The sequence below is a fragment of the Nocardia sp. CA-145437 genome, assembly GCF_050956485.1.
Taxonomy (GTDB): Bacteria; Actinomycetota; Actinomycetes; order Mycobacteriales; family Mycobacteriaceae; genus Nocardia.
This window is the reverse complement of the sequence record NZ_CP191204.1, coordinates 7,059,373-7,071,507: the sequence shown is the minus strand read 5'-3', so window position 1 is coordinate 7,071,507 and position 12,135 is coordinate 7,059,373. Positions and strand designations below refer to the sequence as shown.

The window sequence follows — 12,135 nt, the reverse complement described above, 5'->3', positions numbered from 1 at the left end:
CAGCAGACCGGCTTCGGCGGGGAAAGGTTCCGGGTTACCTTCCGGAAGGTCGGTCAGCGCACCACTTTAGGGCACAAACCTCGGATGGTCGCTACGAAATCAGCGCTGACTCTGTCCCCACGGGTCTTGCAGCACCGGAGCCGGCGGCAGGCCGAATGTCGGTACCGGCGGATTCTGATAGATCGGCGGATACGGGCGGGTGGTGGTGGGCGGCACCGTGGTCGCCGGAACCGGCGGCAGGGTGGTCGTCGGCTCCGGAGTGGTCGTCGGCGGCGTCGTGGTCGGCGCCTCGGAGGTCACCGGGGCATCGGCCGGATCGACGGGCGCGGCCGCGGTCGGATGCAGCGAACCGGTCGGCGGTAGCAGCGGCGGGGCGACCCCCGCGGTGGCGTCCGGTTCGTTGCGGACCTCGCCGCGCGGCGGGCCGGGGGTGGAGTCGTCCTGGCGCAACACCGCCGCCACTCCGACGCCACCGAGCAGCAAACCGATCAGCGCGGCCGCCCCGGCGATGATGTACGGGCCCCGGGAGGCCCGGGGCGCGTGCGTGACCGCGGCCGCCGGAATCGACCGGGTGACCACCGGCTCGGCGGCGGTGGCGGCCGGAACCGCCGCGACCGCGGCCGAATACGCCTGCGCCAGTGGCTCGGACGACTTCAGCGCGGGCAGCACATCGGTGACGTCGGCGGCGTTCACGGCGGACGCGGTGGCATCGGGCGGGGTCAGCCCGGCCGGAGTGGACAGCACCGCCGCCAGGGCCGCACGGGCCGCGTTGTAGGCGAGGGTCTTGCCGGTCTCCGCGTCCGCCTGCGGTAGGTCGCGCTCACTGACCAGCACCACCGACTTCAGGCCCAGGTAGTCCAGGGCCTCGCGCAGCGAGCGCACGTGCGGGTCGGTCCAGCCGGTCGGATGCGCGAGATAGAACTCGGCGGGCCCGTTGAGGTGTTCGGCGGCTTGACTGATCAGGCAGAACACCGCCGTGGCCATCAGGTCCTCGGCGCGGTACGCCTCGCCGTCGTCCACCGGCAGCCCGGCCGGGTCGCCGACCGCGCCGACGAAGCCGCGAATGGAGTGCGAATAGCCCTCCGGCGCGTCCCCGCCCAGCACGGCGTCCCCGTCGTCGGACATGTGCAGCACCGATTCACGCACGGTGTAATGCACCGGGAGCGTGGCGTCGTCGCCGGTCACCACGGCTACGACGGATTCGTCGTCCGCGATCCGCAGGCCCACGCCAGTGGCCATCCTCGTTACCTCACTCGGTGCGTCCGGTCTCTCCGCGCCCGGATCAGACCAGGAGTGAACCGTGACCCATGGCGCGGAGCATTGACAATAACTCCGAACGCGACCCCGCACCGATTCGACGTCTCATCCGGGCCACGTGATGTTCCACGGTTTTGGCCGAGATGTAGAGCCGGGCCCCGATCTCCCGGTACGTCAAACCCAGGAGCACCAGTTCGGCCACCTCGCGTTCGCGTTCGCTCAGCACGGTATCGGTGACCGGTTCCGGGCGCGCCTGCGGGGCCGCGGGCTCGGGCACCCGGACCGGCGATTCCGGCGGCCGGGACTGCGCGCGCACCGTGCGGGCCAGCTTCAGCAGGGCGGTCGCGGTGGCGGCGTCGCTCGCCGCCAGCGCGGCCTCACTGGCCAGCCGGGCCGCGTCCCAGCGCAAGCCGAGCCCGGCCAGTCGCGCCACCGCGCCCTCGACCCGATCCCGCAGCACCTGTCCGCGCAGCACCAGCACCCAGGTGCGGCCCGCGTCGGCCAGCACGGCGGCCTGCGGATCGCCCGCCGAGGCGGCCGTCTTCAGCCGATGGGCGTGCGGCAGCAGCGCTTCCGGGCTCTCCTGGGCGATGGCGGCCTGAATCGCGTACCAGTGGAAGGCATTCGACCAGACCGGCGGTTCGCCGAGGCGGCGCAGCAGTTCGTCGGCGCCGGTCACCAGGGCGGTCATCCGCGCCTCGTCGCGCAAACGGATTCCGGCCAGCCACAGTTCGCCGATGGGCAGCAGCGCCAGCAGGTCCGCGCCGACCTCGTCGAACAGCGGGTAGGCCTGCTGCCAGGCCAGGGCCAGCGCGGCATGGTCGCCGCTGCGGCGGGCCAGGCCGACGATCACGCCGTGTGCGAGCAGGCGATCACGCGGATCCAGTTCCGCCACCGGCACTTCCGACATGAGGGTGGCGGCCGAATGCTCGTCGCCGCCCAGCATGGCCACCCAGGCGCCGAGCACCAGGCTCTGCGGCGTGGGGCTCGCGCCGCGCAGGGCGTCGGCGGCGCGGCGGGGGTCGCCCATGCTCAGGCACAGCAGCACCGCGATCGACACCGCCGAGCACGGCAGGAAGCGGTCGCCGCCGTCGTCGGCCGGGGCCGGACCGGAGTGCGCCGCGTGGATCAGCGCCGATGCCGCCGACACGGCCGCACCGCGGCGGGCCTGCGCCGGATTGGCGAAACGCTGCCCGGCGAGGGTCGCCGGGGGGACCGCCCGCATCTCCGCGGTGAAACCGGTGGGGGCCGAGACGGTTCCGAAGTCGCTGACCGGTGCCGGCGAAGGCGGTCGGGCGCCCGTGACGGTGTGGCCGCGGTGGTCACCGGCGGCGAGCGCACCCGCACCGCCGGGTCCGCCATTGCGCGCGGCGACCGCGTCGTACGCGCCGCGGGCCGGGTCGGTCCCCGGCGCGGGGCGGTGGAAAGACGCGGGCGCCGAGGAGTATTCGGTTCCGGTGCGACCGTTGCCGGCCGCGCCGGGCGACGGCTGTCCGGTCCCGGAACGCCCGCCGCCGAGCGCTCCGGACGCGGCCACTCCGTGCTGCGTGGCGTGGGGGCGCTGGGCCGTCTGGGCTCCGGGCGATCCGATCGAATCGGACAGGGCGTGCGCGATGGACGCGGCCCGTGAGGTCGCCTCGGTGGGCGGCCACTGCCCGGCATTGACCGAGAGGGCCTGTGCGCCTCGGACATCGCCGGACAGGCACAGCACGGTGGCCGCCACCGCCCAGTCCGCGCCCACCCGGGCGGGCCCGAGCCAGGTGTAGAGCTGCGCCGCTCGATCGGCCAGACCGCGCCGGGTCCAGACGCCCGCGCAGACACGGACCGCGACGGCCAGATCGGTGAGCGGGATCGACGGATTCGCCAGGCTGGGTTCGGCCAGGCGCAGCGCGGTGTCGCCGTCGCCGCTGCGGGCCGCGGCGTCGGCCCAGCGGACCGCCAGCGCCTCCGGGTCCGCACCGGCGGCGGCCGCGGACGCGTAGTAGCGGACGGCCTCGTCACCGGCGCGTTCCGCGGCGGCGCACAGGAACCCGGCCAGCCGCTCGTCGCGGAGCCCGGATTCGGCGAGCAGCAGCGCGGTGTGGTCGCGCAGCAGTCCGGCGTCCAGGCGGGCGTGCAGCAGGCGGCGGGCGACGGTCAGGAAACGGCGGTCACCGACGAGGGTGCGCAGCGGCGCGACCGCCGGGGCCAGCAGCAGATCGGCATCGGTGACCAGGGCGCTGCCCCGGGCCCGGTCCACCAGACTCTGGGCGTCGGCGGAGGAGAGGTCGAGGACCTCGGTCAGTTCGCCGGTGTCCAGGCCCGCGCCGATGGCGGCCACCACCAGGGCGTCGAGCAGGTCCGGGTCGGAGTCGTCGAGCCGGGTCCGGGCCCACGCGGTCACCGCTTGATCGACGGCCGTCACGCCCGCGTCCAGGCGGGTCGCGCAGGCGGCGGTCAGGGCGGCCACCACGCCGCCGTGGATGCCGCCGGTCTGGCGATGGATGTGCTGGGCCAGCCCGCGCGGCACCATCATGCCCAATTCCCGTGCGAACGGGGCGATCTCGGTCGCGCCCAGGGCGCGCAGATCGATCACGCGGCCGCGGCGGGCCACCAGATCGGTGAGCGCGCGCAGCCGGGCGTCGTGCGGCCGCGAGCGCAGCGAGATGACGACCGGGAACTCCCCGGATTCGGCTGCGGCGCGGAGCAGATCGAACTCGGCCGCGCCGAGGGTGTGCGCGTCGTCGACGACCAGGGCGGTCCGGGGGCGGCCGGTCTCCGCGCCGCCGGGACGCGGGGCCTGCGCCGGATGGTCGGTGAGCGTGACGCCGCGGGCGCGCAGCCGCGCCCGGATCGCGCCCAGCAGGGTGGACTTACCGGTGCCGGAACGGCCGCGGATGAGGTACAGCACCGCACCGGAGTCGCCGGAATCCAAGTCCCGGAATATCTCTCGCGCGCCCGGAAGTGAATCGAGCGCGACTGGGGTAACGCCTGTCACGAGGAACCAACTCTCAGCCGTGCGTACCGGGAATTTTCCCGAGTCCGTCGACGGCGTTGTTCAAGGCTCCCGTCGGGAGCTGGGGCGCCGGCACCTGCACGGGGGCGGGCACGGGAGGCTGCGGCAGCTGCATGGTCTGCACCGGCGGCTGCTGCTGCGCCGGGGCGGGCTGCGGCTGGGTCTGCGGCGCGGGTTGCGGCTGCGCCTGCTGGGTCTGCGACGACTGGTCCGGTGCCGGATTCTGTTGCTGGGCAGGGGTATCCGACTGGCCGCCCGGGGCGGCCGGAGCGCCCACGGGGTCGCCGGCGGCCGGCGTGCCGGGCTGGGCGCCGCCCGGCTGGGTGGCTCCGGGCTGCTGCGGCGAGTTCACCGCGGCGATCGGACTGCCCGGCACGGCTGCGGCGGGCGTGCCGGAGGGGGTGGCCCCGCCGTTCGGCGCGGCCTTGTCCAGGGCCACCGCCGAGGTCGAAGGGGCCGGTGTGCCCGCGGGATTCGCGGGGGTGGACCGGTCGCCGGTGCCCATGGCCAGCGTGCCGGTCGCCACGGCGGCCACCGCGATGGCGGCCGCGCCGAACACGGCCAGCCGCTTCCAGTGCCGGAAGCCGCTCCGGGGTTCCTCGACGGGCAGTTCGGGCAGCAGCGGGATACGCGGAGCCACAGCGGGTTCCGTCGTCGTCTCGGGTCCGGCGACCGCAGGCGGAGCGGTGTCGGCGGGTTCGGGTAGGGAGCCGCCCCCGATGCGGCGGGGCACGCCCGCGGCGGTCCGGGGCGGAATGAGTGTGGTGCTGCCGTCGGCCTCGGCGTAGGTCGGGCCGCCGATCGCGATGGCCGGGTGGGCCTCGGTCTCGGTGATGTCGGCGAGCAGGTCGGCGGCCAGCAGGGCCGCGCCGTGCGCACTCAGGTGGGCCGGGTCGGCGGCGGCCGCGACCGGGATGCCGAACTCGGTGGACAGCACCTCGGTTACCAGCGGGATGCTCGCGCCGCCGCCGGTGAGCAGGAAGCCGTCCAGATCGGCGGCGGTCAGTCCGGCGCGGCGCAGCGCCTCGCGGACCAGGTCGGTCGAACCGAGGAGCGGACCCCGCAGCAGCTCCTCGATATCGTCGCGAACCAGTCGCACATCGGCGACGCCGAGCATGGGCAAACGCACCGGCACCATGGTGGCGGTATTTGTGGAGAGAGTTTCTTTCGCAATTTTGCAGCGTTCCCGGAGCGCCGACAATTCTTGTTCCACTTCCGGGTCGAAAGGATCGAAATCTTTTTCGCCGACCGCATAGGCGAGGACATATCTCATCGTCAGCAGATCGAATTCCGAACCCGCCACCGCGGTGCTGCGGACCGGTTCGCCGCGCAGGCCCGACATGGCGCCCGTGCGCGCCACCGAGACGGTCAGCCCGGTGGCTCCGAGGTCGTACACCACCATCGCGCCGTCACGGCTGGAGCCGTGCACGTCCTGTAGCCAGCGCATGGCCGCCGCCGGTTCCGGGACCAGGGCGACCTCGCCCAGTCCGGCCTCGTCCAGCGCGGTCCGCTGCGTTTCCACGGTGTGCTGCGACCACCAGGCCGGGTAGCAGGCGACCGAGGCGCCCGCCGGGCCCATATCCGTCACCACGCGGCCGATGATGGTCGCCACCAGGTCCGCGGCCCGGACGACGGAGCCGTCGCGGGTGCGGATGTCCACGGGGTCCCCGACCCGGGACAGGAAACTCTCCGGAACCTCCGTCTCCGCGCCCAGCGTGCTGGGTCGGGTATGGAGCTTGTGTTGTCCCCCCGAAGTTGTCACGGCAACCGTGTTCGACGACCCGACCGTGATGCCGAGCGCCAGCCCCTGACTCATTCGAGTTCCCCTGTCATTACCGGACACGCGGTGGGTGTTGCGCGTGCCGCTCGAAAGCTCTTGGTCCGATATGTCTGAAAACCCTCTGTTAGGCCGGGCGGCCCACCGAGCCTGTCGGTTGCTGGGGGGTTCTCGTTACCGATTCCCCGGCAGGTTTGGGGAAATTCCCCTAATGTTCGCAGGACCCCCAAGGTGGTCGATGGGGAAAGTGGGGGAGTTCACCCCGCACGCGTAACAACTCGTCTTCCCAACAGGAAAGTCAATTCGAGCAGTGCGGGTCAACGGGGCCCGCCCCACCAGGGAGACGATTGATCATGAGCCCCAACGCAATTCTCGAGTTCATCCTCAACCTGCTGCGCGACCACGAGGCCGCCGTCAGTTATTGCACCAATCCGGGCGCGGCCCTCGCCGCCGCCGGCCTGGACACCGTGACCCCGGAGGACATCGCGGCCGTGGCGCCGATGGTGGCGGAATCCGCGCTGGTTGCCGGAGGTTCGCAGCTGTCGAGCATCATCGCCGCGGGCGGGGCCGGCGGCCTCGGCGCCGGCACCGGTCTGGACGCCGGGCTCGGCGCGGACGCGGGCCTCGGCGCGAACGCCGGCGTGGGCGCGGCCACCGGAGTCGGTGCGAACGTGGGCGCCGGTCTCGTCGACAACGCGGCTCTGAACCTCGGGGCCGCCACCCTCGCCGCCACCCAGGTCAACCTCGGCACCGAGGTCGGTGCCGGGCTGGAGCTGGGGCTCGCCAACAGCGTCGGCGCGGCCGTGGACGCGGCCGCCGGTCTCGGCGCGGGCCTGACCGCCGGACTCGGCGGTGCGCTCGGCGCGGCCGCCGACGTCGCGGCCGGTGTCGAAGCCAATCTGGGCGGTGTCCTCGGCGCCCAGGCCGCCGCCGACCTGACCTCCGCCCTCACCGGCGGCCTGGCGGCCGGCGCGGGCCTGGAAACCGGCCTGCAGGGCGCGCTCGACGCGGTCGCCCACGGTGGCGCGGACCTCGCCACCGGCCTGACCGGCGCGATCACCACCGCCGCCGACCTGGAGACCGGCCTCGGCGCGGGACTCTCCACCGCCGTCAACGCCGTCACCACCGCGGGCGCGGGCCTGCAGACCGGCCTGAACGGCGCCCTCAACACCGGCGTCGGTCTGCAGACCGGCCTCAACGGCGCGGTGACCACCGGGGCCGCTCTCGGCACCCAGGTCGGCACCGGCCTGGAGACCGGCCTCTCCGGCGCGGCCGACGCCCTCCTCGGCGCGGGCACCCAGCTCGGCGCGGGCGTCGACACCGCTGTCGGCGCCGGAACCCAGCTGGGCGCGGGGCTGAACACCGGACTCCAGGCGGGCGCGGATCTCGGCACGCAGCTGGGCGGCGGTCTCGGCGCGGGGCTGAACACCGCGGTCGGCGCGGGCACGCAGCTGGGCGCGGGTCTCGAGACCGGCCTGAACACGGGTGCGCAGCTGGGCACGGGCCTCGACGCCGGGTTGCACACGGGTGCGGACCTCGGGACACAGCTCGGTGCGGGCCTGGGCGCCGGGTTGCACACCGGTGCGGACCTCGGGACGCAACTGGGGGCGGGCCTGGACACCGGGCTGCACACCGGTGCGCAGCTGGGTACGGGTCTCGACGCCGGGCTGAACACCGCGGTTGGTGCGGGTACGCAGGTCGGCGCGGGGCTCGAGACCGGGCTCAATGGCGCGGCGACTGTGGGTACCGGGCTCGGCGCGCAGGTCGGAAGTGGTTTGGAGACAGGCATTTCCGGCGTGGGCGGTGCGGCGACCGGAATCGGCACCGGTGTGCAGGGCGGGCTCGACACCGGCCTCCACGGCGCTGTCGGCGCCGGGACTCAGGTCGGGACCGGTCTGGATGCCGGGGTGCACTCGGCGGTCGGTGCGGGTACGCAGGTCGGCGCGGGTCTCGGCACCGGGCTGACCGGGGTCGGGAACGCGGTGGCCGGGCTCGACACCGGGGTCACCGGGGCGACGCAGGTCGGCGGCGGGGCCCAGGTCGGGACCGGTCTGGATGCCGGGGTGCACGGCGGCAGCGCGGTGGACGCCGGGCTGCACGGCGCGGGTGCGAATCCCTGGGCCGGAGTGGATGTTTCGCAGGCCTTCGGCGGCGGGGTGCACACCACCGGTCCGGACGCGTCGCTGTTCGGCGACGGTGGCGCGCACACCGGGGTGGATCTCGGGGCGCACGCGGGCGGCGATGTCGTCGGCGACATCCTGCACTCGTGACGCGAGGGGTCGCTCACCGCGGGTTCGCCGTGGTGAGCGACAGTCTCTCGACGGTGCACTCGGAACACGGACGGCTGGAGCAGGTCGGTGAGCAAGCTGTGACAGGCATGGTGGCGGCGAATCCGCTGTTGACGATGGTCTCGGAGACCATCGCGGTGGCGCGGGCCGCGGAACGCGGCGACCTGGTCGCGCGCCTGGAGACGGTGGCGGGCAAGGTGCGCGATCCGCGCCGCCGGATCCTGGTGGCGGGCTTGGGGAATCAGGGCAAGAGCCGATTCGTCAACGCGCTGGTCAATCTGGATGTGTGCCCGGTCGCCGACGATATCGCCACCGCCGTCACCACCGTCCTGTCCTACGGTCCGCAGCCGCGCGCGACGGTGGTCGCGGCGGGCGCGGACGGCGGCGAGAACACCCGGGAGGCGGTGCCGTTCGAGGCCGTCCCCGCGCTCACCGCCCGCAGCCCGCAGGGCCGCGCCGTGCTCCGCGTCGAACTCGAGGCCCCGAGTCAGCTGCTCGCCGACGGCATCGTGGTGGTGGACACGCCCGGACTGGGCGCGCACGGAACCACCGGCGCGGCAGGCGTTCTCGCGCAGGCTCCGGCCGCCGACGCCGTGCTGGTGCTCACCGACGCCTCCACCGAGCTGACCGATCCCGAGGTGGACTTCCTGCGGCAGGTGCGGGAACTGTGCCCGGCCGTCGCGGTGCTGGTCACCAAGATCGATTTGTACCCGCACTGGCGGCAGGTGTTCGAGGCGAACCGGAAGCATCTGCGTGCCAATGAGATCGAGATGCCGATCCTGCCGGTCTCGGCGGTGCTGCGCTCCCACGCCATGCGCCTGCAGGACGAGGGGCTCGGCCGCGAGTCCGGGTTCGGTCTGGTCTTCCAGTTCCTGCGGGAGCAGGTGGTGGCGCGGGACCAGGCGGCCATGCAGCGCGCGGTCGCCCTCGACATCTCCTCCGCCGCGGAGCATCTCGCGCTGGCGTTGGGCAGTGAGCTGGTCGCCTTGCGGGATCCGGCCCGTGGCGCGGCCGCCATCCGGGAACTGCACGCCGCCAAGGCGGAGGCGGAGAAGCTGCACCGCCACACCGCGGCGTGGCAGCAGACCCTCGGCGACGGCATCACCGATCTGGCGGGCGATATCGACCATGATCTGCGCAACCGGCTGCGGGACATCTCCCGCACCGCCGAGGACTGGATCGACGACCACGATCCCGGCAAGCACTGGGACAGCATGGACGAATGGCTCACGGCCACCGTCGGTTCCGCGGTCGGGGACAACCTGGTGTGGACCGGCACCCGGGCGGTGAAACTGGCCGAGCGGGTCGCCACCCATTTCACCGATCTGGGCGCGGTGGATCTGCCCGAGGTCCGCGACACCCTCGACGACGACTCCCGCACCGGGTCGTGCACCCTCGCCGATCTGGAACCGGATCTGGGCTTGAGCCACAAGCTGCTGGTGGGCGTGCGCGGCTCGTACGGCGGCGTGATCATGGCGGGCATGGTCGGCACCATGGCGGGGATGGCGCTGATCAATCCGCTCTCACTGGGCGCGGGAGTCCTGCTGGGCGGCAAGGCGTTCAGCGACGACAAGAAGGCCCGCCTGGCCAAGCGCCGCGCCGACGCCAAGATGGCGGTTCGCCGCTATCTCGACGACATCGCCTTCCACAGCGGCAAGGAGACCAAGGACCGCCTGCACCGCATCCACCGGTTGCTGCGCGACCATTTCACCGCCATCGCCGACCGCACCCTGCGCTCCATCGACGAGTCCCTGCGCGCCGCCCAGGAGGCCGCCAACGTGGAGGCCGCGCGCCGCACCGAGCGGGCCGCCGAACTGGAACGCCGCCTGCACGTCGTGGGGGAACTCCGCCGCCACGCGGGCGCGCTCCTCGGCCCGGAGTCGCCCGGCGCGCTGCCGCCGGGCAATCACCCCCAGCTCCCGCCCGCCGCGCGCTGAACCCGTCGCGCGCGCCGAGCCGCAGGGGGGCTTGGTGCGCGCGGGGAGGCCCGGGCGCCGGCCGGTGCGGCACACCGAGGCCGGGTCGGGGGGATTCGCTCCGGGCCGGGCAAGATCAGGGTGTGGCGGACGGAGTCGCGTTCCCGGGCGGCGCGGGCCGATGCCCGGGACTGGGAATCGGCTGTGAGACCCGGCGGGGTCTGATAACGATTCCGCGTGTCCCGGCGAATGCCTTGCGGATGCGTGGAGGTGCGGTGTGCTTCGGAATCGGGAGCCTATGAGGGACGACGCGAGCGGTGTCGGATACGGGCTGGTACCGGAGACGCGCGGGCTGCTGGCCGCGGCCAGACGGGCGCTCGGCGAGCAGCCGCGGGTGCGGGCTCAACTGGACGAGTGCGCGCGGCGGTTGGACGAGCCGCTGCGGGTGGCCCTGGCGGGTCAGCTCAAGGCGGGCAAGTCGACCCTGTTGAACGCTCTGGTCGGGCAGGACATCGCGCCCACCGACGCCACCGAGTGCACCCGCCTGGTCACCTGGTATCGCAATGGGACCGCGCCCCGGGTCACCGCGTACAGCGTGGACGGCGCCCGCGCCGATGTGGTGGTGCGTCGTGGCCGCGGGGCCGAGGGGCTGCCCGGCGCGCACGGTCTCACCTTCGATCTGTCGGCGCTGCGCTGGAATTCGCCGGCTCCGCGCGAGGTGGATCAGCTGGCGGTGGAGTGGCCGTCGGCCGAACTGGCGCAGACCACCATCATCGACACCCCCGGCATCTCGTCGCTGTCGCGGGAGGTGTCGGCCCGCACGTCGCGGCTGCTGACCCCCGGCGGCCCGGGTCCGGCGCTGCCGCCCGCCGACGCCGTGCTCTATCTCCTGCGCCGCCTGGACGCCGCCGATGTCGATTTCCTGGAGCGGATCGGCGGCGGTCACAGCGGTAATAGCAGTGCGCCGCAGGGTTTCTCGGGGCCGCTGGGTGTGGTCGGCGTGGTGTCGCGGGCCGATGAGATCGGTGCGGGCCGCATCGACGCCCTGCATTCGGCGCGCGATGTGGCCTCCCGTTTCGCGACGGAACTGGAGCGAACGGGCCTGTGCCAGTCGGTGATTCCGGTGGCGGGTCTGCTGGCCTTCGCGGCCGCCACCCTCCGGCAGCGGGAGTACGACGCCTTCGAGGCGCTGGCCGCCATCCCCGTCGACGACCTGACCACCGCCCTGCTGTCGGCGGACCGTTTCGCCCACCCCGACCTGCCCCTCCCGGTCCCCGCCGACCTGCGCGCCCACTTGGCCGCGCGATTCGGCCTGTTCGGTATCCGGCTGGCCGTCACCCTGATCCGCCTGGGTGTCCGCGGTTCGCAGGCGCTGGCCGCCGAACTCTCCAGCCGCAGCGGCCTCGACGAACTCCGCACCGTCCTGGATGTTCAATTCGCCCAGCGCGCGGACGAATTGAAGGCCCACTCGGCGCTGACCGCGCTGGCCCGTATTCTCGCCGCCAATCAAGGTTCCCCGGCCGACGTCCTGCTCCCGCGCGTCCGCACCCTGCTGGCCGACGTCCACGGCTTCGCCGAACTACGTCTGCTGTCGCACCTCCGCTCCGACGAACTCCCTTTGCCCCCGGAGGATCTCGCGGAACTCAACCGCCTGATCGGCGGCACCGGCGTGGCCCCCACCCTCCGCCTGGGCCTGCCCGCCCACACCGACGTCCCCACCCAGCGCGAAGCGGCCTTGGCGGCGGTTCAGAAGTGGCGGAACCGGGCCCGCCACCCGTTGGCCGATCAGTTCACCGCGAATGCCTGCCTCACCGCCGCGCGCAGCGCCGAGGGCCTGCTGGAAATCCTGCACGAGCCCCCGACGACCCCGTTCCCGGCCCTGCGCCCCGGCCGATAACGTCC

6 protein-coding genes are annotated in these 12,135 nt (G+C 73.5%); 3 read left to right on the top strand and 3 right to left on the bottom strand.

All coding sequences use genetic code 11. The features are described from left to right. Window positions 1-99: 99 nt before the first annotated feature. From ACQPYY_RS32745 to ACQPYY_RS32735, 3 genes are all read right to left on the bottom strand, one after another. The gene (locus ACQPYY_RS32745) at window positions 100-1,239 is read right to left on the bottom strand and encodes a hypothetical protein (protein WP_433592137.1); all 1,140 of its coding nucleotides are present in this window, start codon (window positions 1,237-1,239) and stop codon (window positions 100-102) included. A 43-nt stretch (window positions 1,240-1,282) separates the two neighbouring features. Beyond that, entirely contained in the window at window positions 1,283-4,171 is a 2,889-nt protein-coding gene (locus ACQPYY_RS32740; RefSeq protein WP_433592136.1) for a LuxR C-terminal-related transcriptional regulator, read from the bottom strand. A gap of 76 nt (window positions 4,172-4,247) precedes the next feature. Next, on the bottom strand, window positions 4,248-6,068 hold the full coding sequence (locus ACQPYY_RS32735; RefSeq protein WP_433592135.1) for an Hsp70 family protein: 1,821 nt from the start codon (window positions 6,066-6,068) through the stop codon (window positions 4,248-4,250). 314 nt (window positions 6,069-6,382) lie between these two features. On the opposite strand from ACQPYY_RS32735, the gene ACQPYY_RS32730 reads away from it, so the two are divergent. From ACQPYY_RS32730 to ACQPYY_RS32720, 3 genes are all read left to right on the top strand, one after another. Next, the gene (locus ACQPYY_RS32730; RefSeq protein WP_433592134.1) at window positions 6,383-8,299 is read left to right on the top strand and encodes an IniB N-terminal domain-containing protein; all 1,917 of its coding nucleotides are present in this window, start codon (window positions 6,383-6,385) and stop codon (window positions 8,297-8,299) included. A 107-nt stretch (window positions 8,300-8,406) separates the two neighbouring features. Beyond that, a complete protein-coding gene (locus tag ACQPYY_RS32725) occupies window positions 8,407-10,254 on the top strand; it encodes a dynamin family protein (RefSeq protein ID WP_433594783.1) in 1,848 nt (615 codons plus the stop codon). Window positions 10,255-10,531: 277 nt separating this feature from the next. Continuing rightward, window positions 10,532-12,130 carry a dynamin family protein gene (locus tag ACQPYY_RS32720; protein ID WP_433592133.1) on the top strand — a complete coding sequence of 533 codons (1,599 nt, stop codon included), beginning with the start codon at window positions 10,532-10,534 and terminating at the stop codon, window positions 12,128-12,130. Window positions 12,131-12,135: the final 5 nt, after the last annotated feature.

What these genes read in the sequence shown, in the direction of transcription:
- ACQPYY_RS32720 (WP_433592133.1), top strand. Translation starts at nt 10,532, where the DNA reads ATGAGGGACGACGCGAGCGGTGTCGGATACGGGCTGGTACCGGAGACG.
- ACQPYY_RS32730 (WP_433592134.1), top strand. Translation starts at nt 6,383, where the DNA reads ATGAGCCCCAACGCAATTCTCGAGTTCATCCTCAACCTGCTGCGCGAC.
- ACQPYY_RS32745 (WP_433592137.1), bottom strand. Translation starts at nt 1,239, where the DNA reads ATGGCCACTGGCGTGGGCCTGCGGATCGCGGACGACGAATCCGTCGTA.
- ACQPYY_RS32735 (WP_433592135.1), bottom strand. Translation starts at nt 6,068, where the DNA reads ATGAGTCAGGGGCTGGCGCTCGGCATCACGGTCGGGTCGTCGAACACG.
- ACQPYY_RS32725 (WP_433594783.1), top strand. Translation starts at nt 8,407, where the DNA reads ATGGTGGCGGCGAATCCGCTGTTGACGATGGTCTCGGAGACCATCGCG.